We start from the raw sequence: 21,743 nt of genomic DNA, 5'->3' as shown, positions 1-21,743 counted from the left end.
TCGGATACTTGATTGCGGCCCGGGCTTTTGCCCCGTGTCTTCTGATCACACGGCCCCAAGCAAGATCAAAGCGGTCTGCGCTGGCGATATCGTACTCTGAAGACCCGCGATTTGACTTCTGGCCAGATAGGTGTCGGTCAGTTTCTCAACTGCTTTCTGGTCCGAAAACTGTGCCAGATCATCCGATCCAGTCAGATTGAATAGCCGGCTTTTGAACTCGACCAATTGTTTGTCGATATCCAGTTGGGCGAATGACTGCGGTAGCCCAAGCGCCGTTTCCATCATTTTGCGCAGCGGGGGCAATCCCATAAGATCGAACCATTTCGTATCTGTACTGCTTCCGCTTTTCGCCAGATCAGACAGCTCGCGCTGGGCATAGAGCGAAATGCGCATCGTCTCATCCGACTGTCCGACCGCTATCTCAAACCGCGCAGACAGATTGGCCTGGGCTATCTGTTCCATATTGGTAACCAGCACCGTTTTTCGAACAGCCCCCGGGCCAAACCCGAAAGCATCCGAAAATTCCCGGTACCGTTTATCTGCCAAACGATTGGACAAAGCGTCCTCCGCCTGGGTTCCATCCTCCAGAATTTTTCGGATAAAGAACCGGTTGTCCACATCCGCCTCCAACCCAAAGGCACCCAAAGCGACCTGCAACAATCTGCGGTTCGAAACCAACTGTTCGGCGGTCTTCACTTTCCCAATGTTGTCCAGGAAATACTTCGTCTCCCTCTCATTCACTGCCGAAGACGAGAAACTTTGAAACTGACCTTGATAAGTACGTTGCAGAAACCGCCAGCCGACGATCCCGCCAGTGGGGATGACCGGTTGAAAGCTCATTGCTGATAGGCCATCAACCGTTCTTCGCGCTGAAGAAGCGAGCGAAGTGACTTGAGGCATTTATAGTATTGCTCGGCCACCAGAGCGTCTGTTGCCTCGGACAACACACGGCGACTGTCTGTATCTGTAAAAACCTGGCTCAGCTCTTCCACGCTGCGCAACAGGTGTTGACGCGCCCGAGCCGGATCCATGTCTCCGGACAGAACAAGTTGCGCGGCATAGCAGACACGGCGCACCGGAGTATTTACTTCATCCGGATGTATCGCATCGCGCAACCGCAGGACATTGGCCTGCGGCGTCATGATTGAAAACCGGCCACGGCGGTCGCCGTTTTCAATCACGACACCATTGATCAGCACTCTTTCCTTCGGGGCGAGTTTCAAAACCAGCCCGCTCATCAGGTTGCCCTCATCTGGCGCAATCCGCGCAAAATCGCCGTGTTTATTTCAAGCAATGGTTCGATGGACGCGCCGTCCGCTAAAATGCGGCTGCTGTGCAGTTCCGTAAACTCGGCAAGGTAGAAAATCCTGGCGCGAATATCGTTCGGCAAAGCGTTTGCCGAATCCGCGACACCTGTCGCCAACACCCCCCATAACCGGCGGTTCTCGTGCACGGCCTGAACAAACGCTGAGAAGTCCGTTGCCTTGCGCGCCGTGGCCGCCTTGAGACGCCGTGTAATTCTGGAAATTGCCTCATATTCAGTGTCACGGGGCGTTCGCGTCGGCGCGGCGGCTTGCGCATAGGTGTATTGAGCGAGGGTTTGCGGGGTCACTTGAAATCCTTCCAAAAAGCCGTCGTCAGTTAGTCACGACCGGGGTGCGAAAACCGCGCCCCGGACCGCGTTGCGTATTAGCGGAACAGCGACAGGATCGACTGCGGTGCCTGGTTGGCGATCGAAAGCGACTGTGTTGCCAACTGCTGCTGCACCTGAAGGGCCTGCAAACGCGCCGAGGTTTCTTCCATGTCAGCGTCGACCAGCGCACCGATACCGGATTTGAACGAGTCAGAGAGATTCGAAATGAACTCTTTCTGGGTCTCGATACGACCCTGCGCCGAGCCAAAGGCGGCCGAGGCATCAATCGAAGTATCGATAAGCGATTCGACAGCCGCCAACGCAGCGGTTGCCCCCGCACCTGTCGACACATCAATACCTGCCAGCGCGCCCAAACCACCGGCACCCGCATTCACGAACTGAGCCGAGAACGAGATGTCAGATCCTGTGCCGTTTGTAACCGACAACGTACCCGCAGTGCCGGAGTCGTAATCGACGGTCAGGCCGGTAATTCCCAGCTCTTCGATCTTCGATTTCAATCCGACAGCAACAAGGTCACCGGTCGTCGTCGCAGCAGCATCTTCCGCGGAAACGGTATAGGAAACAACCTGATCGTTAATGGCGACGACAACCTTGTCTCCGGCCGCGAAAGCGCCGCTGGATTCATCGGTCACCAACGCCGTCGCGGCCGTTGCACCATTGTCAATGGTTGCCCCCACGCGGTCATTGCCGGTCGATGCGCCGGTAGAGCCGTCGAAAACCTGTTTGGTGACATATCCACCGGTCGACAGGTTCTGCCCCGAGACTGAGATTGACGACGCAGTCACTGCCCCGGTGTTGTCCCGATCCAGCGATGCGAGGATCGATGCAGAGCCGGTCGAGCCGTCAACAAGGTTCAGACCGTTGAACTGGGCCGCGCTGACAACCGATGCGATCTGATCCTTCAGTGCGGTCACATCGTCATTGATCTTACCGCGATCAACGTTGTCTTCCTGCGCCGCGACGATCTTGCTTTTCATCTGGGTCAAGAGGTCGGTGACAGTTTCAGACGCATTTCGCGCAACCGCAACAGTCGATTCGCCCAGCGCGAGGCTGTCTTTGATCGCGTTAAAGCCCTTGACGTCGGACTCCATCACTTTCGAGATCGCCCAAACCGCCGAGTTGTCCTTGGCTGTCGCGACGTCCTTACCGGTCGAAATCGCGTTCTGGGTCATCGCCAGGTTCTTGTTGACCGACTTGAGAGTTTGCAGCGCAACCATCGCGCCATTGTTTGTCAGAATGCTGGACATAGCTTTTATCCTTTTGCCTTCGGGCGATTTTCGCCCATGTTCACCCCACAATATCTGCGGGCATTGGTGTCTTTCTGACTTGTGCGACGCGCCGCGTGGCTGTTCGCGCCACCTGATGTTTCCAGGTGCAGCATCACTTTTGAGCCCGATCCCCTAACGGAGTGCTAAAACGCCCGAACCAGGTGTTTCAGATTTGAATCAAACCCAGGCCTATGCGCGTTTTTCCAGCTTTGCCGTATTTCGAACGGAAAACTCACTTCGTTGCCCATCCGCGCCGTACGTGCTGAATTCCTGCCGAACCCGTCGCAGTTCAGCCATGCGGCTGGCGACGGCCCGAATCCCGTCGGCGGCACTGTTCAGCAATGCCTGATTGCGTTCGACTTTCTGCTGAACCCGCATGAGTGCATCGCTGTTCAGCACCTGAAGGTCGTTGATCGCGCCAATCAGTTTTTCTTTTTCCGGCACCATATGCGTCAGACGATCCAGATCACCCTGCACAAGCGCCGCACGCTCCAGATCCAGAACTTCTTCCAGAGATTTGATCAGTGCCATGTCGACCTCAGACGTCATCGGTTTTCTCCATCAAAGATTTCAGCAGAATTTCTGATAAGCCCACTCCGCCAGCCCGGGCCAGTTGCCGGGCCTGATGCTGAACTAGAAACGAAGAGAACTGGTCTTCACCGGCCCCGCCACCGAAGGACTGGCGCGTTTTGCCCAATCCGGCGGACTTCATCATTTCGCTGAGGAATGCGGCCTCCAACTCGATGGCCGCGCTTTTTAGTCGGGTCTGGGTCAAGGGCGTTTGAACCGCCTGGGGAAATGTCGAAACCTGCATGGTATTCTCCGAAAATGCTTCGAACTTTCTCGATCAAAGGTGAAAGCGGTTAAAATAAACGTAACTTCCTGCGGGCAGAGTTCTGATCAGTCACACGGAGCCAGAGCAAAATGCCCAAACCACTAACGCTGGCGGCCGCAGCGCCAACAGCAACTGCGAAACCCAATTCGCCCGCAAAAGAACCGGGTCGTGCTACCGGGGTGGGCAGTTTCGAGGACATCCTTGAACAGGGAAACGAAACAAGTCCCGCCACCGACAATACGGTTTTGGACGCTTCTATCGAAACCACCGACGAAACTGCCGAGATTGAGGTGGAGGCCATTCTGCCAAACACGGCTGAGGCATCTGTCGTGGCGATTTCACCTCGGGCACCAGAGTTGGCAGATAACATTTCACCGCAGACCGAAATTGTCGGAACGTTTGAAACGCCTACGGCGAATACGGTGCATCCCGCGCCGTTTATACCTGCTAGGGCGGATATCCCCGCAACGGGCACGACAGAACCGGAACAAACCGTTGCGTCAACGGGTCTACCCCGTCAGACCGACATTCAACCCTTTGTGCCTGGGCAACCAACCGAAAGGCAGGTTCACGCCGCTTCGACCCAGGTCGTGCCTGCCCAAAAACCCACAGAGGCTTTGCCTGTTTTGGGCCAGCCACCCCAATCTAAGGACCAGACAACCGGGGTGAAAACCGAACGGCTCCTTGAAAGCACAAAGGCGGCGCCCGAGACAGCAGAAGTCGCTGCCACGCCCAAGCCGACAAATCCAAACCGCGCGACACCGGTTGCGCAGCTTCAACTGATCCTCAACTCAATCGAAGCGGAACAGGCGACACCGGCGCAGGAGGTTGACGCGGGGTCCATCGCCTTAAACGAACCCGTTCAGCAAGCCCCCCGCGAGGTGGCACAACACACGGCGATACCCTCTCCGTCCGCCCGTGCTGAAATTGCTCGTGCTATAGCCGGGCAATTGGCGGCAACGATTCAGACCCGACCGGGAACCGGCATCATGGAAATCTCGCTAAGCCCCGAAGAACTGGGGCGTGTATCCATTGTGCTGAACGGTAGGGATGACGGGCTCCAGATGACAATCGCCACCGAACGCCCGGACACGATGGAACTTATACGCCGCCACCTGTCCGTTCTTACGGAGGAGTTTCAGAAACTGGGCTATGGAAACCTGAACATCGATCTGGGGACTCCGTCGGATTCAGGTGCACGGGATAAACCGGCAAATGAATTCGACGCTCAGGCCACACCGGAATCCGAACTGGTTCGGAACGTACACCTCGCGCAAGCCACGCCACATCCACAAACTCCTGCTCCGGTCAGGGGCATCGATATGAGATATTGAAAGATGATCACACCCGTCACTGCCACACAGGCTGCCACATCTCAGGAAACTGCCGGTCCGTCCCGAAGTTCTGCGATCACTTCGGATTTCGAAACGTTTCTGTTGATGCTGACCGCGCAAGCCCAGAATCAGGACCCGCTGGAGCCGATGGACTCAACCGAATACGCATCGCAACTTGCGCAGTTTTCGATGGTTGAACAACAGGTTCAAACCAATGACCTGCTTTCCGCCCTGACCAGCACGCTTGGCAGTGTCAATCTGAACGACCTTGCAAGCTGGGTCGGAATGGACGTCAGATCTGCCTCGGGTTTTCATTTCAACGGCCAGCCAGTGACCCTGTTTTCGCGCGCGGATTCTGACGCGGACGCAACCAAACTGGTGATCCGTGATCATGAAGGCACAGTCGTCGACACGGTTTCTGTTCCTACAACGGCGACGGAGTTTGCTTGGGCAGGTGTAAGTTCCTCAGGTGATCCGATGGCTGCTGGCAACTACACCGCGACGCTTGAAAGCTACAAGAATGACCGGCTGATTTCCGAGAAACCCGTCGCTGCCTATAACCGGGTCGTCGAGGCGCAGGTGGGAGAAGATGCTGTTCTGCTGACCCTGCAAGGCGGTCAGGTGATTCCCGCAGATCTGGTCACGGCTGTTCGAACGGGCGCTTGATCTGTTGGGCTGGACGGGCCAAAGGTTGGCAACTTGACTCGCCAGAAGAAGTGAAAAGACCTCTGCCCGACCTGCCTGCCCCCCCTCATGATCTGGTTGAACACCTCAGCACTATGGGGTTGGTCAACATATACGCGCAGTTCGAAATCCTGTATGGTGGTCGGACCAACAGGGTGTGGAAAGTGCTGGGGGACAACGGCGACAAAGTACTGAAGCTCTACAGCCCGACCTTACGCAACCCCTTGTTTCGAAATGATGCAAAGCTGGAAGCTCTCTGCCTCAAGGCGCTTGGTCCGACCGGATTTGTACCAAGGCTGCGCGCCGCAGGACAGCACAGGAACGCGCATTGGGTGTTTTACGACCACGCACCCGGAACACCTTGGCGGAATGGGTCGGACAAGGTTGGTGAACTGCTGCGCAGGTTGCACTCGCTGCCCAACACCATTCCTGCGCCCGCCGGGAGTAACGGCAGCGCGGACCTGATGGCCCATGGGCACAGAATTCTGCAAGGGTGCAGGTCAGAAACCCGAAAAGAACTGGCAAAACTGCAACCTTCGATATCTGTTCCTTCCACGACCAAGACTTGCCTGATCCATGGCGACCCGGTCGCTGGAAATATTCTGGTCGCGTCCCGCGGCCTGACCTTGATCGACTGGCAATGCCCGGCCTTTGGCGACCCGTGCGAAGACCTTGCGCTGTTTCTGTCCCCGGCAATGCAAAGGTTGTACCGGGGCTCACCATTGTCGGACGCGGAAGAAGTTCAGTTTCTGTCCGCCTATCGCAGACCCGAGATTGTTGCCCGTTATCAACGGCTCAAGCCATGGTATGCTTGGCGCATGGCCGCTTATTGCCTGTGGCGCGCGGAAAACGGTGCACCCGACTATTCCGAAGGCTTGAAACTGGAAATCGAAACCCTGAATCCGAACGAATTCACCTGAGGTCCGAAAGCGCAAACAAGGCGTATGCCGGTGGCATCAATGCGCGACGCCAGCGGCCCAACGGAAACCGTTCAGGAGTTTGCCTCATCGGGGCAGGCAAACGGGCATCCTTGCCCAAAGCCAGCCGTGCCAATGCGCGTCCGCTGTATGTGCCCATAGCGACGCCGTTGCCGTGATACGCAAATCCGGCAAACATGCCTGGCTGCATGGGCACGGCACCAACAAAAGGCATCAGGCTTCGCGAGAGGCACACCATACCTGACCAGATATGAGTCGCCTCAACCGCCGCCCAGGCCGGGAACATGCGTTTGAAATCCTGTTGAACCTTTGCCCGGATCGCGGCCTCGGACCGGGGCGACGATAACAAGCCGCCTCTCATTCCGAACAAAAAGCGCCCATCCGGCATCAGGCGAAAATAGTGCAGAAGATTGCGCGTGTCGTAACATATCTGGTCCGAGTTCCAGCCCTGCGCCGATAGTTCTGCCTGGCTAAGCGGGCGCGTTACCATAACCGTCGATTGCGCAGGCAAGTAGCGTCCGGACATCCAATCGGGGATGTCTTCGCTAGAATACCCGTTGGTACAAATCAGCACGACCTGAGCGTTAACCTGCCCTGCGCTTGTTTGCAGTCTGAAGCCGGACGTTGTTTTTTCAATGTTCAAAACGGGGGTGTTCTGAAAGAAATTCACACCCGAAGCCGCCGCAGCGCTTGCCAACCCGAACAGGTATTTCCGGGGATTGAGCCCAAAGCCGACCGGCAGAGTACACCCTCCGAAGAATGCACCACCCATACCAAGCGCTGGCAAATCAGCAGCTTGGTGCAGAATGCCGGTCTCGTCCGCGTGTCGGCGCAGGACATCCATCGCATGTCGCGAATGGGCCAGTTGGGTTTCACCTTTGGAATGCGTATCCGCATCTATCCGATGCCGCGCCAGCAGATCGGCAACCAGCTGTACCGCGTCTTGTTCAGCCGTCTCATAGGCCTGAGCCGCTTCGCGGCCGTAGCGGCGCGCCATGGATTTTTGCCCAAGCTTTGACCCGCCAAGACAGCAGAAACCGCCATTGCGGCCTGATGCGCCCCACCCCGGTGGGCCTGCCTCGAGCACAGCAACCGAGGTCGCGTTTTCAGCCAGATGCAAAGCCGCTGAGACCCCTGTAAAGCCGCCACCGACGATGGCGACATCAACGTTCAGATCGCCCTGAAACTCTGGCCAGTTCGGGTTTGCAATGGTCTCGTCCCACCAGCAACCATCACGAGGACCCGCACCATAGGTGTATTCGGGAAATATCCGTTTCATTCGGTGCGCGCAGCGGCCTGCTCGTCCTGCCGTTGACGCATCATGGCGCGCTTGGTCACAAGTGAGGCCGTTATCACCCCAACCGTCACGACCGCAATCATGATCGTCGACAGCGCGTTTATCTCGGGGCTGACGCCCAGCCGCACGGCCGAAAAGATCTTGATCGGCAGGGTCGTCGCCGACGGGCCCGATGTGAACGACGCTATAACCAGATCATCCAGCGACAATGTGAAAGCCAGCAGCCAGCCCGAGATTACCGCGGGCGCGATAATCGGTAGGGTGACCAGACCAAAGGCCTGCGCGGGTGAACAACCCAGATCCAAAGCGGCTTCTTCCAGCGATTTGTCGAATGTCACAAGCCGTGACGAGACGACAACCGACACAAAACACATCGAAAATGTTGTGTGCGCCAGAACGATGGTCAGGATACCCCGGTCCAGCCCGATCCCGATAAAGAGCAACAGCAGCGACAGGCCGGTGATCACCTCGGGCATCACAAGCGGTGCGTAGATCATGCCGGAAAACAGTGTCCGACCAAAGAACCGCTTGCCCCTGACAAGCACATAAGCGGCCGCAGTCCCCAGAATGGTTGCCAATGTCGAAGAAAACACCGCAACCCGGACCGTGACCCATGCGGCATCCAGAAATGCCTCGTTCTGAACCAGTTCGCCATACCATTTGGTCGAAAACCCGGCCCAAACCGTGACCAGCTTGCTTTCGTTAAAGCTGAAGATGATCAGGATGATCATCGGAATATACAGGAACGCGAAACCCAGCGTCAGCGAAACCGTATTGAACCAGCTTAATCTGTTCATCCGTCAGCCTCCGCCTGTTTCTGCTGGTTGCGCTGGAACAGCACGATGGGAACGACCAGAATAAGCAACAGCACGATCGCGACAGCACTTGCCACGGGCCAGTCTCGGTTCGAGAAGAACTCTTCCCACAACACCTTGCCGATCATCAGCGTGCCGGACCCACCCAGCAGTGACGGGATCACAAACTCGCCGATCACGGGGATCATCACCAGAAAACAACCTGCGATGATGCCCGGTCTGGACAGTGGAACGGTGACCAGCCAGAAGGCTTGTGCCCTCGAACAACCCAAATCCTCGGCCGCCTCGATCAGCGAACCATCCATACGTTCCAATGACGAATAAATCGGCAGGATCATGAACGGGAGATAGGTGTAAACAATACCGATATAGACGGCAGTCGAGGTGTTCAGGATCGTCAAAGGCGTCGAAATGATACCCGTCCACAGAAGCAGTTGGTTAAGGTACCCTTCATTCGACAGAATGCCCATCCAAGCATAAACCCGGATCAGGAATGACGTCCAGAAAGGCAGGATCACCAGCATCATCAGCGTTGGCCGCCATTCCTCGGGCGCACGGGCCATGCCATAGGCGATGGGGTAACCAACCAGCAAAGTCAGGAAGGTTGAGATCAAAGCGATCTTGACGCTGGACAGATACGCTTTCCAATACAGGTCGTCCTCGGTCAGCCAGACGAAGTTTTCAAGATCAAGTTGGCTGAAGAACTCTTTGATCCCCGCCCAACCAGCGGAAAAATCCAGTGTCGGTGTATAGGGCGGGATCGCAAGCGCGGTATCCGACAGCGAAATCTTCAGAACGATGAAGAATGGCACCATGAACAGCGCCAACAGCCAGACATAAGGTATGGCGATCAGAACAGCACGGCGCATCAGTCGACCAGCAGAACCGCAGCGGTGGCCGTCCAGGACAGCCAGACCGGGTCTTCCCAGGTGAATGAACGGCGCGAGATGCGGCGGGTATTGGCCGTCTGCGCCTTGATGATTGTGCCGTTTGCAAGTTCAACGTGATAAGTGGACAGATTGCCCAGATACGCGATGTCATGAACCTTGCCTTGCACCGCATTCACTGCATCCGCCGGACGCTCAGCCGAGATTGTCACTTTTTCCGGGCGGATCGCCAGATGGCACAACTGACTGTTTTCAAAGTTCTTCGCTGACGCTGCGGTCAGCGGCGCTTGCCCTTCAGCCCAGTCTACCTGATAGGTATCCTCTCCGACAGATGTCGCGCGCCCTTCTATGATGTTCACGTCCCCGATGAAATCAGCGACATAGACCGAGGCAGGATTTTCGTAAATCCGGTCCGGAGTGGCAACCTGCATAAGCTGACCCTGATCCATCACCGCCACACGGCTGGCGACTGTCATGGCCTCTTCCTGATCGTGCGTAACGATCACGAATGTGGTGCCGGTTTTTTCCTGAATATCCATCAGTTCGAATTGGGTATCCTGGCGCAATTTCTTGTCCAGTGCGCCCAGCGGTTCATCCAGCAGCAAAAGCTTGGGTGCCTTGGCAAGCGAGCGCGCCAGCGCCACACGCTGCCTCTGCCCACCCGAAATCTGATGCGGTTTACGGCGGGCGAACTGTTCAAGCCGGGTCAGGCGCAGCATTTCTTCGACCCGGTCTTCCAGATCATGTTTGGGCATTCTGTCCCGGCGCAGGCCAAAGGCGATGTTTTCCCAGACGCTAAGATGCGGAAAAAGGGCATAGGACTGGAACATCATGTTTACGGCACGCTTATTGGGCGGGATTGGGTCGATATCCTTCCCTCCAAGCAGGATTTGGCCTTCGGTCGGTGTTTCGAACCCGGCCAGCATCCGCATCATCGTCGTTTTGCCACATCCAGACGGACCAAGCAGGGCAAAGAACTCTCGCTCGAAGATATCCAGAGACAGGTTGTCGATGGCAGTAAATTCACCAAAACGCTTGGTCACGTTTCGGAACTGGATCAAGGGTTTCGCCTGCGGGTCATCCCATGGCGCAAAGACGTCAGAATTCACTACGGCCCTCGTTCGAATAGCTGAAAAGAGAGGCAAGGCGGCGGCGCCGCCCTGCCGGTGCAATTCGGATCAGGTGCCCGATTTGACCTTGGTCCACAGACGCGTCACGACCCGCTGCGTTTTCGCCGGATAAGGTGTCGTGATGTACAGGTTCTGCATCGTGGCATCATCCGGGTAGATGGCCGGATCGCCGATCACGTCCTCTTCCAGAAATTCCTGAGACGCTTTGTTGCCGTTGGCGTAATACACATAGTTCGATGCCGCCGCCATGTTGTTGGCGTCCAGAATGAAGTTAAGGAACGTGTGCGCGCCTTCGGGATTTGGAGCATCGACAGGAATTGCCATCTGGTCGAACCACATCAGTGACCCTTCGGCGAAGGGGTGGTATTCGATCTCTACCCCGTTATCTGCCTCTGCGGCACGGTCGCGTGCCTGAAGGATGTCACCCGACCAGCCAACAGCAACGCAGATGTCGCCATTTGCCAGCGCATTGATATATTCCGAGCTGTGGAATTTCTGGATATGCGGGCGGACTGCTGTCAAAACCGCTTCGGTCTTGCCGATCACGTCCGCGTCGTGGCTGTCAGGGTTTTCTCCAAGGTATTGCAGCACCATGGGAATAATTTCGGCCGGGGCATCCAGGAAATGCACACCGCAAGTGGCCAGCTTTTCCATGTTCTCGGGTTTCAGGACCAAGTCCATGCTGTTCAGGGCAATGTCGTCGCCCAGAACCTCTTTGACCTTACCGACATTCACGCCGATCCCGGTTGTTCCCCACATGTAGTTGATCGAATACGCGTTGTCCGGGTCATAGCCGGCGGTTCGTTCTTCGATTACATCCCAAAGGTTTCCGGCGTTCGAAAGCTTGCTTTGGTCCAGCTGCTGAAACGCGCCGGCCTGGATCTGGCGCTGAAGGAATGTACCTGACGGCACAACCACATCATAGCCCGAGCCACCGGCCAGCATCTTGGTTTCCAGAACCTCGTTGCTGTCGAACACGTCATAGATCAGGGTCAGACCTGTTTCTGCTTCGAACTTGCTCAGCAGTTCTTCGTCGATGTAGTCGGACCAGTTGTAAACACGCACCTCTTCGGCAAATGCCGCCGAAGTCCCCAATGCGATGACCGCTGTCATGGTCAGCGTTTTGATTGTCATATTCTTCTCCCTGCAAGTGTACGGGTATTTTCCCGTTTTTTTGGATTTGATCAAGTTTTGCGTTTTCCCTCGATCCAGCGTATGGTTTCACGTGGCCAGTCACCTGACAAGTCAGGCTTAGTCGAAATAGGAAGAACCAATTGGATTTGATCAAAAATAAGGCATATGCGCCGTCGACCGAAGGGGGCAAACAACCCGCGCATGAGCAGGTTTACCAAACACTCAGATCACAGATTCTGTTCGGTGAACTGGTCCCAGGTCAGCCCGTCACAATCCAGGGTCTGACTGATTCGCTGGGTGTTGGGATGACTCCGGTCCGCGAAGCGATTCGCCGGTTGATCTCGGATGGAGGGTTGGTTTTCCAGGGCAATCGGCGCGTCAGTGTACCGTTGCTGAACTCCAACGATATTGAAGAGATGATCTTCGCCAGAATTTCAATAGAATCAGAGCTTTCCAGACGTGCAACCGCCAACCTGAAAACGCAGGACATTGATCACTTGGAACGCCTGGACAGGCATTTGGATCGCATGATCGCCGATGGAGATGTCGGTGGCTATCTGCGTTTGAACCAGGCTTTTCACGAAACGCTGTATTCTTACGCAAACGCGCCGATCCTCAGTGACCTGGCTGAAAGACTTTGGTTGCGGTTTGGCCCCTCATTGCGTGTTGTCTGCGGGCGCTTCGGCACACAGAGCCTTCCGGATCGGCACAAGGACATTATTGCCGCTTTGCGCGTCGGTGACGCTGAAATGACCGCAAAGGCAACCGCCCAGGACATCGAACAAGGCATGGACCTGATGGCGGAAGCATTGACGTCCGTCTGATTCAGCCTGATTCGATTGACAGGAAAAAATTTGATCATATTGTGTTCGCCAACTGCGTTCTTGAAGGAGATTCTCCGATGTCTATAATCACCAACCATATGCCGACCGCCGAGTTGCAGGCGCTGGATGCGGCGCATCACATTCACCCCTTCTCGGCCAATGGTGCGCTGGGGAAGGAAGGGGCGCGCGTGATCACACGTGCCACTGGCGTTTATCTGACTGACAGCGAAGGCGAAGAAATTCTGGACGCGATGGCGGGCCTGTGGTGCGTCAATATCGGGTACGGGCGTGATGAGCTGGCTGATGTTGCCGCGCGCCAGATGCGCGAGCTGCCCTATTACAACACCTTCTTCAAAACGACCCACGTCCCGGCGATTGCTTTGGCTGCCAAGATTGCCGAACTGGCTCCGGGCGACCTGAACCATGTCTTTTTCGCAGCAGGCGGGTCCGAGGCAAACGATACCAATATCCGCCTCGTGCGCACCTACTGGGCCCAGAAGGGCCAGCCTGACAAGAACATCATCATCAGCCGAAAGAACGCCTATCACGGCTCATCCGTGGGCTCGGCCTCGCTGGGTGGTATGGCCGGGATGCACGCACAGGGTGGCATTCCGATCCCGAACATCCACCACATCAACCAACCCAACTGGTGGGCCGAAGGCGGCGACATGTCGCCCGAAGAATTCGGTCTGGCCCGCGCGCGCGAGCTGGAAGAGGCGATTGAGGAGTTGGGCGAAGACCGGGTAGCCGCCTTTATCGCCGAGCCGGTTCAGGGTGCAGGCGGTGTGATTGTCGCGCCCGATACATACTGGCCGGAAATTCAGCGTATCTGCGACAAGTACGATATCTTGCTGATAGCTGACGAGGTCATCTGCGGATTTGGCCGGACAGGCAACTGGTTCGGGTCGCAAACCGTTGGCATCAAGCCGCATATCATGACCATCGCCAAGGGCCTTAGCTCGGGCTATGCGCCCATCGGCGGGTCCATCGTGAACGACGAAATCGCCGAAGTGATTGGCGGTACCGAATTCAACCACGGCTATACCTATTCCGGCCACCCGGTCGCGGCTGCCGTGGCATTGGAGAACCTGCGCATCCTCGAAGAAGAGAAGATCGTTGAGCATGTGCGCGACGTTGCCGCCCCCTATCTGAAAGAAAAGTGGGAAGCACTGGCAGATCATCCGCTGGTGGGTGAGGCCAAGATCGTTGGCATGATGGCCTCCATCGCGCTGACCCCGGACAAAGCAAGCCGCGCCAAATTCGCATCCGAACCCGGCACGGTCGGCTATATCTGCCGTGATCGGTGCTTTGCCAATAACCTGATCATGCGCCACGTCGGCGACCGGATGATCATTTCACCCCCGCTGATCCTGACACCTGCGGATATCGACGAGATGTTCGTGCGGATCTACAAGTCGCTGGACGAAGCGCAGGCCGAGATCATTGCACAAGGGCTGATGAAAGCCGCATCTTGATTTAGCGACTTATGCGTCTTCAAAGGCGGCCCATTCGGGCCGCCTTTTCTTTACCGTAACCTCTCCAGCAGGTTTGGCGTGGGGTATCCGTCCGGGACCAGCCCCTGCGCCAGTTGATACGCCCGAACCGCGTTGATCGTATTTGGCCCGGTGCGCCCGTCGACACCCTTTGTGTCAAAGCCCGCATCCGTCAGACGGTTCTGCAATTCCTTTTTCTCGGTAAAGCTCAGCACCCGGTCGCCGTGCGGCCAGCTGGCCCGAAACGCTGAGCCCCCTGCAAGCCGGTCAGACAGATGCCCGATGCCGATCACATAGGCATCGGCCCCATTATACGCCTCGATCACGTTGAAATTGTCAAAGATCATCAGCGCGACGCCCTGACTTCCGGCCGGAAGCAGGATCGCGGCCTTCCCATGATCCGGCACGACGGTGCCATCCCGCGACACGACACCCTGTGCGGCCCATTCAGACGGCATCAGCGTAAAATCACGACGGGCTGAGGCGTAATCGAAATCGGCGGGCAAACGCACCTCCACGCCCCATGGCTGACCCCTGGTCCAACCATGCCGCGCCAGATAAGACGCCGCCGAAGCCAGCGCATCCGTCGGATCATCCGACCAGATATCCCGTCGGCCATCACCGTCGAAATCCACCGCGTGATCCAGATATGACGTGGGCATGAATTGCGTATGCCCCATTGCGCCGGCCCAACTGCCAAGCATCTTGCCGGCGCTGATATCGCCAGCCTGCACGATCCGCAGGGCAGCGACCAACTGCGTTTCAAAGAATTGTGCCCGCCGCGCATCAAAGGCTAGTGTTGCCAATGAACGAAGCGTTGGACTGCTGCCGCGATAAGACCCGAAAGAGGTTTCAAGCCCCCAGATGGCAGCGACCACCTCTTTTTCGACACCGTATTCAGCCTCGATCCGGTTCAACACCTGCCGATGCCGCTGCAGGGCGGCGCGCCCGTTCGACAGGCGCGTTTCCGACACTGCGGTTTCAAGATACTCCCAGATGGGTTTCGAAAACTCCGCCTGATTGCGATCCCGTTCCAGGACATCTTCGTCATAGCTCATCCCCGAAAACACCTGAGTCAGTGTTCCCTGCGAAATGCCCTGCCGCCGCGCGCGTCCCTGAAAGGCGCCAAGCCAGGACTGAAACCTTGCCGTTGTCGCAGAAGCCACGGGCAAGGCCTCAATCAACGGGCGCGGGACCGGACGGATCGAAACGGTCACATCCGCCGAAGCCAGTTGCAGCGCTGCGCGTGAAATCCCGCTGTCTGCCCATCTGGTGTTTTCTGTTGTTTCCGCCTGCACTATGGATGCCCACAATGCGACGGTCATGACGCCGCCTACGCATTTTCGCATTCCGTTTTTTCCTGATTACTGCTCGACCACAGGGTAGCGCAGAATCAGAAATTCACAAAGTGCTCAGACGTTCGCCTCTCGCTCCTGCGCAGCACGCTCTGCCCGAATGCGTTCCAATGCCTCGCGCAGCAGGGGCACGCGGTTCGGCCTGAAACTTTGTTCCGTCACTGACATGTCCTGTAAGCGATCCAACCGGAAAACGCGAAAATCCTGTCGCAGGTGGCACCAGCCCAACAACACGTTCGAGTGATCCAGATAGACGATGCTCAAAGGGCTGACGCGCCTGTGCGTAGCGTCGCCTTTCGCGTCCGTATAGAAAAACTCAACCGCGCGCTCATCCCACGTCGCCTGCCGCAGAGTGGCCACGTCAATCGTGGGTTCAGGCGGGCGGTTGAACCGCGTAGCAGCCAGAACCGCATGGCTGAGCCGGTGGGACTGGCGTTGCGGCAAGCGTCCCTGAAGTTTCCGCAGGGCCGTGCCCGCTGCGCCCGACAAAGCCGGATCGCCAATCACCTGAACTTCGCGCAGGCCCAGAACCAACGCTTCAAGCTCATCATCAGTGAACCCCAATGGGGGCAGGGTTGCGTCCTCGATCAGCGTAAAGCCAAACCCCGCTTCGCCATCGATCACGGCACCCAGTCCGCGCAATGCATCAATATCCCGATGAATTGTTCGGGCCGAAACACCCAAATCCTGCGCCAACTGTTCGGATGTTCTAGGCGAAGGGCCAGAACGCAGGGCTTGCATCAGTTGGAACAAACGGGCGGTGCGGGACATGATGTATTATAGCTTATCCCTAATGACAGAAACTGTCATTAGGTCCCGATACTCAGTCAGCACCCCATAACACGGAGCCTTATAATGCTGACGCTTCTCACCTTCCCCTCTGCCTTCGGCCTGTTCAGTGCCAGCCCCTTCTGTGTCAAGACAGCATTGATGCTTCAGCAGTCCGGCCAGACCTGGCAGCGCTCGGACATGCTTGACCCCCGCAAGATGCCCCACCAGAAGCTGCCCGTTTTGCGGACGCCGGAACGCCTGGTCCCGGACAGCGACCTGATCCGCGATTGGTTGGAACAGCAGGGCGCGGATTTCGACAAAGGGTTGACGGATGTCGAAAAGGCGCAGTCCCGCGCCCTGGTGCGCATGGCCGAAGAGCATCTGTATTTTCACATCGTTCTGGATCGCTGGGGCAATGACCAAGTCTGGCCGATCTTGCGTGATACGTTCTTTACTAGAATTCCGGCGTTGATCCGAAAACCCGCATCCAATGCGATCCGGAAATCCGTTCTGAAGGGGATCACGTCGCAGGGAATCGGGCGGTTTTCGCTGTCCGAACGGCTGGACCGGATCGAACGTGACCTCGAGGCGATCTCGGCCTATCTGTGGCAATCCTCTTTCCTGCTTGGGGACCGGCCGACATCGGCTGACATGAGCGTTGGTCCAATGCTTGCCGCGATGCGCGCCACACCTGCGGACACCCCCCTGACCCGCCGGATCAAACAGGATAACCTGCTAAACAGCTACGTGGATCGGTTGGAACAGGCGATACCAATTGCATGAAACCCTTTGAAAACCCTTTGGTCGCTTCGGCCTTTGAAGCCCTGCCCCCGCAAATCCGTGCGGGGGCTCTGGCCTTGCGGGCGCTTGTGTTTGACACGGCAGCCTCTCTGCCTGCCGCCCCCACGGTGCAAGAGGAACTGCGGTGGGGTCAGCCCGCCTATCTTGCGCCCAAGGGGTCAACGATCCGGCTGGGCGCGCACAAGTCGGCAAGTTTCGCCTTGTTTGTGCACTGCCGAACCCGGTTGATAAGCGATTTCACATCCGCCTTTCCGGGCGAGGACCAGATAGATGGGAACCGTGCCGTTCTGTTTGATGACACTACACAAATCGATCCAACACGCCACGGATGGCTGATTGCCCGGGCGTTGACCTATCACCTCTGACGGCGTTTGCGTTCGACCTTGCGCTTGATCTTGTCTTTCTTGCGCTTGGTGCTGATCGCTTTGCGCCGGGATGATCGCCCTTTTGGCCCATGTCCGCGCGGCAAGGCCTGGTCATCGATGGACAGCAGCTCCAGCTCCAACCCGCCGGTCACAGGTGTCGCTTCGGTCAGTCGAACGGTGACACGTTGGCCGATGGCGATAATCAGCCCCGTGTCCGCCCCCATAAGTGTCCCGGCCTCGCGGTCGAAATGGAAGAACTCGCGCCCCAATGATCGCACCGGAACCAAGCCATCCGCGCCGGTTTCGTCCATTTTGACAAATGCACCAAACCGGGCAATGCCGCTGATCCGGCCCGTGAATTCATTGCCGACACGCTCGCTCAGATACGCGGCCAGATAGCGATCAGTCGTGTCCCGTTCAGCCATCATGGATCGGCGTTCGGTATCTGAAATATGAGTCGCCGTTTCTTCGAGCCGGGTAATCTCGTCTTCGGTCAAACCGTCCGTGCCCCAACCGTGGGCTGAGATCAGCGACCGATGCACGACCAAGTCGGCATAGCGCCGGATCGGCGAGGTGAAATGCGCGTAGTTCCGCAGCGCCAGCCCGAAATGGCCGAAGTTTTCAGGGTTGTAATAGGCCTGTGCCATCGACCGCAGGGTGGTCAGGTTGATCAGTTCCGCATCCTCGGTCCCGGCGGCGGCGTTCAGCAGCGCATTCAGGTGTCGGGTTTGCAGCACCTGCCCCTTGGCAAGGTTTAATCCGGCGGCCTGCGCCGTTTCCCGCAGGCTTTCCAGTTTCTCGGGCGCGGGTTCCTCGTGCACGCGAAACAGCAGCGGACGGCGCTTGGCGATAAGTGTCTCGGCAGCCGAGACGTTGGCGAGGATCATGAACTCTTCGATCAACCGATGCGCATCCAACCGGTCGCGGAACGCCACGCTTTCAACATGACCCGTCTCGCTGAGCACGATCTTACGCTCGGGCAGGTCCAGTTCCAGTGGCTGTCGCACAGCCCGCGCTTTCTTTAGCGCGGCATAGGCGGCGTAAAGCGGTTTCAAGACCGTCTCCAGCAATGGCCCAGTGCGGTCGTTCGGGTTGCCGTCGATGGCCTCCTGCACTTCGGCATAGTTCAGTGACGCAACCGAACGCATCAACCCCCGCACAAAACGATGACCAATCTTGTTACCGTCCGCGTCAATCTGCATCCGCACAGCGACACAGGCGCGCGGGACGCCTTCATGCAGGGAACACAGATCACCCGACAGCCGATCAGGCAGCATCGGCACCACACGGTCAGGGAAATAACTTGAATTGCCCCGCTTGCGCGCCTCGCGGTCCAGGGCCGAGCCGGGCAGCACATAAGCAGCAACATCGGCGATAGCGACCCAGATCACATGTCCACCAGGGTTCTTGGGGTCTTCATCCGCGTGCGCGTAACAGGCATCATCACGATCGCGCGCATCCGAAGGGTCGATGGTCAGCAGCGGCATGTCCCGCAGGTCCTCGCGGCCCTTCAGGCCAACGGGTTTGGCATTGTCTGCTTCTGCAATGACCTTGTCGGGAAAGTCATCCGGGATACCGTGCTGGTGGATCGCGATCAGCGAAACAGCCTTGGGCGCGGTCGGATCACCCAGCCGTTCAACGATGCGCGCGCGCGGCAGGCCCATACGGTTTTTCGGCCCGGCCTGTTCGGCCTCGACTAATTCGCCGTCTTTGGCACCATGCACCGCGCCATCGGCAACCAGCCATTCAGTCTGGCCTGCCTTGTCGATAGGAACGATTCTGCCCCCTTCGGCCCCTTTACGGAATATGCCCACGATCTTGCGCGGGTTGGTCCCGATTCGGCGGATCAGGCGGGCTTCGTAATTGTGATCTTCTTCGTGCACGACGGTCAGGCGGGCCAGAATGCGGTCACCCTCACCCAGGGCCGGGTCGCTGGCCCGCGCGATGATGAGAACGATGGGCTCGACGCCTTCGCCATGCCATTCCAGTGGACGGGCAAACAGATCACCATCGGCATTCGGGGCCTTCACCTGCAAGACACTGACAGGTGGAAGACGGTCTGGATCGCGATAGCTGCGCTTGCGTTTTTCAAGATGTCCTTCGGCCTCAAGCTCTTTGAGGATGCGCTTGAGGTCAATGCGATCCGCGCCCTTGATACCAAAGGCTTTGGCGATGTCGCGTTTCGAGGTCAGGGTGGGGTTCGCCGAGATCCAGTCAAGGACCTCCTGCTTGGTGGGGATGCGAGTCATGCTTCCGGCGTAGCACGCGTTTGCGACCGCGTCATGACCAAAAAACCTCAGGGTTTCAGATCAGCGACCGTATCCACATCGCGCAGCTGGTCCAGCAGGGTCACACGGCAGTTTGGGATTGAGGCAAGTGTGTCGGCCAATGCATGTTCTGTGGACCAGCGCACATCGTGGAACAGACCTGCGGGCAGCGCGCCATAGCGCTGCGCACCGACCAGCCAATAGCCGCCATCCGGCGCGGGGCCGAACACCATCTGGGTTCGCCTAAGCGCTCCAAAAGCGCGGGCAATATGTGCACGCGAAATACCCGGAGTATCCGCTCCGATCAGGCAAACCGGCCCCTTGGGCATTCCGCGCAACATCCGTCTCATCCGGTCCCCCAGATCGCCGGACCCCTGCGGCGCGCGCGGCAGATCAACGGGCCAGATACGGCTTGCAAGACCTTCTGCATCGGGCGACACGGCCAGCACGATCTGCCAGCGAGGGTCACGCAGCTTTCGGATCAAAGCGCGGGTCTGGTGCCGAAACCACCACGCGGCACCAACCATGCCGATATCACGCCCCAGCCGCGTCTTGACACGGCCCGGTCGAGGTTCCTTGACCATGATCACCAATGTGCGCTGCATGGATCAGGCGAAATAATCCGTCAGGATACGGGTATAGATCGATTTGAGTTGCTCGATCTGCACAACCTCAACGCACTCGTCCACCTGATGCATCGTGCGTCCGACCAAGCCGAACTCCACCACCGGACAATGGTTTTTGACAAAGCGCGCATCCGAGGTGCCGCCGGTTGTCGACAGTTCAGGCGTAACGCCGGTTTCGGCTTCGACCGCTTTGGCCACCAGATCCGACAAAGGCCCTGGTGGGGTCAGAAAACTTTCACCCGATATGCTGATCGTGACACCGATGTCGACACCGTATTGGGCTGCCACCTGATCCGCCTCTGATTGCAACCAGTCACTCAGGCTGGCCCCGGAATGCAGATCGTTAAAGCGGATATTGACCGCGCCGCTGCATTGCGACGGGATCACGTTGGTTGCGGCGTTTCCGGTGTCGATGGTGACAACAGCCAGTGTTGAGGCGTCGAAATGGTCCGTGCCCTGATCCAGTTCATGGCTGGCAAGCCGATCCATCAGCCGCGCCATGGCGGGCAGAGGGTTTTTGGCCCGATGGGGATAAGCCGAATGTCCCTGCACACCTGTAATCTTAAACCACGCAGTCATTGAGCCCCGGCGACCGATCTTGATCATCTCACCCATTTTGTTCGGGCATGTTGGCTCACCCACCAGACAGACCGACATACGCTCACCCGCGCCTTCCATGTAATCGAGAAGCGCAGTGGTGCCGTCCAACGCATCGCCTTCCTCATCACCAGTAATCGCCAGAACAATTGCCCCATCCGGCGGGGTGTCACGCACGAAATCCATTGCGGCAGCCGCAAAAGCCGCAACACCGGATTTCATATCGGTAGTACCGCGCCCATACATCACACCATCCCGCACTTCGGCCCCGAAGGGCGGCGCAGTCCAGGCAGCTTCGTCGCCGACAGGGACGACGTCTGTGTGACCGTTAAATCCGAAACTACGCGCATGACCTTTCTGCCCCCAACGCGCGAACAGGTTACTGATGCCGCCGCGATCGACGCGCGTGCATTCGAAACCTGCCTCCGACAGCACTGTCTCAAGCAAAACAAGTGCTCCGCCCTCTGAAGGTGTGACCGAAGGGCAACGGATCAGTTCGGCTGTCAATTGGACGGGATCAGTCATGCGGGGACCTCTGAAACTGTGTCTGACGCGGGTTCGCGCACAGATTCAACGATTTGGCCGGTTTTCCAACCCCAATCCGTAAAAAAACGGTCATCCGAATATGTAGATGTCAAAGCGGCACCCCAATAAAACATGGAACTTTA

Annotated in this window: 23 protein-coding genes; 7 read left to right on the top strand and 16 right to left on the bottom strand. The window is 57.6% G+C overall.

Annotated features, from left to right (window positions below):
• Positions 1-45 precede the first annotated feature (45 nt).
• The 6 genes from ACR0JI_RS06975 to ACR0JI_RS06950 form a co-directional block, all read right to left on the bottom strand.
• The gene (locus ACR0JI_RS06975; protein ID WP_480474171.1) at positions 46-840 is read right to left on the bottom strand and encodes a DUF1217 domain-containing protein; all 795 of its coding nucleotides are present in this window, start codon (positions 838-840) and stop codon (positions 46-48) included.
• Positions 837-1,238, bottom strand: a complete 402-nt coding sequence (gene flbT, locus ACR0JI_RS06970; protein WP_480493898.1) for a flagellar biosynthesis repressor FlbT — start codon at positions 1,236-1,238, stop codon at positions 837-839. Before flbT ends, ACR0JI_RS06975 begins: the two co-directional genes overlap by 4 nt.
• A complete protein-coding gene (gene flaF / locus ACR0JI_RS06965) occupies positions 1,238-1,612 on the bottom strand; it encodes a flagellar biosynthesis regulator FlaF (RefSeq protein WP_267366590.1) in 375 nt (124 codons plus the stop codon). Before flaF ends, flbT begins: the two co-directional genes overlap by 1 nt.
• Before the next feature lie 77 nt (positions 1,613-1,689).
• Positions 1,690-2,901 (bottom strand): flagellin N-terminal helical domain-containing protein, encoded by a 1,212-nt coding sequence (locus ACR0JI_RS06960; protein ID WP_209505009.1) that lies wholly within the window; start codon positions 2,899-2,901, stop codon positions 1,690-1,692.
• 210 nt (positions 2,902-3,111) lie between these two features.
• Positions 3,112-3,471 (bottom strand): flagellar biosynthesis protein FlgN, encoded by a 360-nt coding sequence (locus ACR0JI_RS06955; RefSeq protein ID WP_480474172.1) that lies wholly within the window; start codon positions 3,469-3,471, stop codon positions 3,112-3,114.
• Entirely contained in the window at positions 3,461-3,736 is a 276-nt protein-coding gene (locus ACR0JI_RS06950; protein ID WP_480474173.1) for a rod-binding protein, read from the bottom strand. The genes ACR0JI_RS06955 and ACR0JI_RS06950 overlap by 11 nt, the downstream gene beginning before the upstream one ends.
• A 110-nt stretch (positions 3,737-3,846) precedes the next feature.
• Between ACR0JI_RS06950 and ACR0JI_RS06945 the strand changes: the two genes are divergently transcribed.
• From ACR0JI_RS06945 to ACR0JI_RS06935, 3 genes are read left to right on the top strand one after another with little or no spacing between them, the layout of a single operon-like run.
• Complete coding sequence (locus ACR0JI_RS06945; RefSeq protein WP_480474174.1) at positions 3,847-5,091, top strand: flagellar hook-length control protein FliK; 1,245 nt, start codon at positions 3,847-3,849, stop codon at positions 5,089-5,091.
• Between the two features lie 3 nt (positions 5,092-5,094).
• Positions 5,095-5,757: a flagellar hook capping FlgD N-terminal domain-containing protein gene (locus tag ACR0JI_RS06940; RefSeq protein WP_480474175.1), complete on the top strand. Its 663-nt coding sequence runs from the start codon at positions 5,095-5,097 to the stop codon at positions 5,755-5,757.
• A 50-nt stretch (positions 5,758-5,807) separates the two neighbouring features.
• Positions 5,808-6,695 carry a phosphotransferase gene (locus ACR0JI_RS06935; protein ID WP_480493899.1) on the top strand — a complete coding sequence of 296 codons (888 nt, stop codon included), beginning with the start codon at positions 5,808-5,810 and terminating at the stop codon, positions 6,693-6,695.
• Here ACR0JI_RS06935 and ACR0JI_RS06930 read toward each other — a convergent pair.
• The 5 genes from ACR0JI_RS06930 to ACR0JI_RS06910 all read right to left on the bottom strand — a co-directional run bounded on the left by ACR0JI_RS06930 (position 6,688) and on the right by ACR0JI_RS06910 (position 11,976).
• Positions 6,688-7,992: an NAD(P)/FAD-dependent oxidoreductase gene (locus ACR0JI_RS06930; RefSeq protein WP_480493900.1), complete on the bottom strand. Its 1,305-nt coding sequence runs from the start codon at positions 7,990-7,992 to the stop codon at positions 6,688-6,690. The genes ACR0JI_RS06935 and ACR0JI_RS06930 overlap by 8 nt on opposite strands.
• Entirely contained in the window at positions 7,989-8,807 is an 819-nt protein-coding gene (locus ACR0JI_RS06925) for an ABC transporter permease (protein WP_480474178.1), read from the bottom strand. The genes ACR0JI_RS06930 and ACR0JI_RS06925 overlap by 4 nt, the downstream gene beginning before the upstream one ends.
• A complete protein-coding gene (locus ACR0JI_RS06920; protein ID WP_480474179.1) occupies positions 8,804-9,694 on the bottom strand; it encodes an ABC transporter permease subunit in 891 nt (296 codons plus the stop codon). Before ACR0JI_RS06920 ends, ACR0JI_RS06925 begins: the two co-directional genes overlap by 4 nt.
• Positions 9,694-10,821, bottom strand: coding sequence for an ABC transporter ATP-binding protein (locus ACR0JI_RS06915; RefSeq protein WP_480474180.1), 1,128 nt, complete (start codon positions 10,819-10,821; stop codon positions 9,694-9,696). The genes ACR0JI_RS06920 and ACR0JI_RS06915 overlap by 1 nt, the downstream gene beginning before the upstream one ends.
• A gap of 69 nt (positions 10,822-10,890) precedes the next feature.
• Complete coding sequence (locus ACR0JI_RS06910) at positions 10,891-11,976, bottom strand: polyamine ABC transporter substrate-binding protein (RefSeq protein ID WP_480474181.1); 1,086 nt, start codon at positions 11,974-11,976, stop codon at positions 10,891-10,893.
• A gap of 140 nt (positions 11,977-12,116) precedes the next feature.
• Here ACR0JI_RS06910 and ACR0JI_RS06905 point away from each other — a divergent pair, with 140 nt between their 5' ends.
• Both ACR0JI_RS06905 and ACR0JI_RS06900 read left to right on the top strand, forming a co-directional pair.
• Complete coding sequence (locus ACR0JI_RS06905) at positions 12,117-12,800, top strand: GntR family transcriptional regulator (protein WP_480474182.1); 684 nt, start codon at positions 12,117-12,119, stop codon at positions 12,798-12,800.
• Positions 12,801-12,877: 77 nt separating this feature from the next.
• Positions 12,878-14,275: an aspartate aminotransferase family protein gene (locus ACR0JI_RS06900; protein WP_480474183.1), complete on the top strand. Its 1,398-nt coding sequence runs from the start codon at positions 12,878-12,880 to the stop codon at positions 14,273-14,275.
• A 50-nt stretch (positions 14,276-14,325) separates the two neighbouring features.
• Here the strand turns inward: ACR0JI_RS06900 and ACR0JI_RS06895 are convergent, their stop codons facing one another.
• Together ACR0JI_RS06895 and ACR0JI_RS06890 are read right to left on the bottom strand one after the other, a co-directional pair.
• Positions 14,326-15,618, bottom strand: coding sequence for a lytic murein transglycosylase (locus ACR0JI_RS06895; RefSeq protein ID WP_480474184.1), 1,293 nt, complete (start codon positions 15,616-15,618; stop codon positions 14,326-14,328).
• An 87-nt stretch (positions 15,619-15,705) separates the two neighbouring features.
• Positions 15,706-16,419, bottom strand: a complete 714-nt coding sequence (locus tag ACR0JI_RS06890) for a helix-turn-helix transcriptional regulator (protein ID WP_480474185.1) — start codon at positions 16,417-16,419, stop codon at positions 15,706-15,708.
• A gap of 84 nt (positions 16,420-16,503) precedes the next feature.
• Here ACR0JI_RS06890 and ACR0JI_RS06885 point away from each other — a divergent pair, with 84 nt between their 5' ends.
• Positions 16,504-17,202: a glutathione S-transferase family protein gene (locus ACR0JI_RS06885; protein WP_480474186.1), complete on the top strand. Its 699-nt coding sequence runs from the start codon at positions 16,504-16,506 to the stop codon at positions 17,200-17,202.
• Positions 17,199-17,585: a DUF1801 domain-containing protein gene (locus ACR0JI_RS06880; protein ID WP_480474187.1), complete on the top strand. Its 387-nt coding sequence runs from the start codon at positions 17,199-17,201 to the stop codon at positions 17,583-17,585. Before ACR0JI_RS06885 ends, ACR0JI_RS06880 begins: the two co-directional genes overlap by 4 nt.
• Here ACR0JI_RS06880 and rnr read toward each other — a convergent pair.
• Genes rnr through dapE form a run of 3 tightly spaced genes read right to left on the bottom strand, consistent with a single transcriptional unit; the run spans position 17,576 to position 21,600 of the window.
• Positions 17,576-19,834 (bottom strand): ribonuclease R, encoded by a 2,259-nt coding sequence (gene rnr, locus ACR0JI_RS06875; protein ID WP_480474188.1) that lies wholly within the window; start codon positions 19,832-19,834, stop codon positions 17,576-17,578. The two genes, ACR0JI_RS06880 and rnr, sit on opposite strands and share 10 nt — an antisense overlap.
• Before the next feature lie 47 nt (positions 19,835-19,881).
• Positions 19,882-20,457 (bottom strand): TIGR04282 family arsenosugar biosynthesis glycosyltransferase, encoded by a 576-nt coding sequence (locus ACR0JI_RS06870; RefSeq protein WP_480474189.1) that lies wholly within the window; start codon positions 20,455-20,457, stop codon positions 19,882-19,884.
• 3 nt (positions 20,458-20,460) lie between these two features.
• Entirely contained in the window at positions 20,461-21,600 is a 1,140-nt protein-coding gene (gene dapE / locus ACR0JI_RS06865) for a succinyl-diaminopimelate desuccinylase (RefSeq protein ID WP_480474190.1), read from the bottom strand.
• Positions 21,601-21,743: the final 143 nt, after the last annotated feature.

Source organism: Ruegeria sp. N10 (assembly GCF_056531545.1).
The sequence above is the reverse complement of the archived record's forward strand: the minus strand, read 5'-3'. Positions and strand labels throughout refer to the sequence as shown.

What these genes read in the sequence shown, in the direction of transcription:
- ACR0JI_RS06975 (WP_480474171.1), bottom strand. Translation starts at nt 840, where the DNA reads ATGAGCTTTCAACCGGTCATCCCCACTGGCGGGATCGTCGGCTGGCGG.
- flbT (WP_480493898.1), bottom strand. Translation starts at nt 1,238, where the DNA reads ATGAGCGGGCTGGTTTTGAAACTCGCCCCGAAGGAAAGAGTGCTGATC.
- ACR0JI_RS06960 (WP_209505009.1), bottom strand. Translation starts at nt 2,901, where the DNA reads ATGTCCAGCATTCTGACAAACAATGGCGCGATGGTTGCGCTGCAAACT.
- ACR0JI_RS06955 (WP_480474172.1), bottom strand. Translation starts at nt 3,471, where the DNA reads ATGACGTCTGAGGTCGACATGGCACTGATCAAATCTCTGGAAGAAGTT.
- ACR0JI_RS06950 (WP_480474173.1), bottom strand. Translation starts at nt 3,736, where the DNA reads ATGCAGGTTTCGACATTTCCCCAGGCGGTTCAAACGCCCTTGACCCAG.
- ACR0JI_RS06945 (WP_480474174.1), top strand. Translation starts at nt 3,847, where the DNA reads ATGCCCAAACCACTAACGCTGGCGGCCGCAGCGCCAACAGCAACTGCG.
- ACR0JI_RS06940 (WP_480474175.1), top strand. Translation starts at nt 5,095, where the DNA reads ATGATCACACCCGTCACTGCCACACAGGCTGCCACATCTCAGGAAACT.
- ACR0JI_RS06930 (WP_480493900.1), bottom strand. Translation starts at nt 7,992, where the DNA reads ATGAAACGGATATTTCCCGAATACACCTATGGTGCGGGTCCTCGTGAT.
- ACR0JI_RS06925 (WP_480474178.1), bottom strand. Translation starts at nt 8,807, where the DNA reads ATGAACAGATTAAGCTGGTTCAATACGGTTTCGCTGACGCTGGGTTTC.
- ACR0JI_RS06920 (WP_480474179.1), bottom strand. Translation starts at nt 9,694, where the DNA reads ATGCGCCGTGCTGTTCTGATCGCCATACCTTATGTCTGGCTGTTGGCG.
- ACR0JI_RS06910 (WP_480474181.1), bottom strand. Translation starts at nt 11,976, where the DNA reads ATGACAATCAAAACGCTGACCATGACAGCGGTCATCGCATTGGGGACT.
- ACR0JI_RS06900 (WP_480474183.1), top strand. Translation starts at nt 12,878, where the DNA reads ATGTCTATAATCACCAACCATATGCCGACCGCCGAGTTGCAGGCGCTG.
- ACR0JI_RS06895 (WP_480474184.1), bottom strand. Translation starts at nt 15,618, where the DNA reads ATGACCGTCGCATTGTGGGCATCCATAGTGCAGGCGGAAACAACAGAA.
- ACR0JI_RS06890 (WP_480474185.1), bottom strand. Translation starts at nt 16,419, where the DNA reads ATGTCCCGCACCGCCCGTTTGTTCCAACTGATGCAAGCCCTGCGTTCT.
- ACR0JI_RS06885 (WP_480474186.1), top strand. Translation starts at nt 16,504, where the DNA reads ATGCTGACGCTTCTCACCTTCCCCTCTGCCTTCGGCCTGTTCAGTGCC.
- ACR0JI_RS06880 (WP_480474187.1), top strand. Translation starts at nt 17,199, where the DNA reads ATGAAACCCTTTGAAAACCCTTTGGTCGCTTCGGCCTTTGAAGCCCTG.
- rnr (WP_480474188.1), bottom strand. Translation starts at nt 19,834, where the DNA reads ATGACTCGCATCCCCACCAAGCAGGAGGTCCTTGACTGGATCTCGGCG.
- ACR0JI_RS06870 (WP_480474189.1), bottom strand. Translation starts at nt 20,457, where the DNA reads ATGCAGCGCACATTGGTGATCATGGTCAAGGAACCTCGACCGGGCCGT.
- dapE (WP_480474190.1), bottom strand. Translation starts at nt 21,600, where the DNA reads ATGACTGATCCCGTCCAATTGACAGCCGAACTGATCCGTTGCCCTTCG.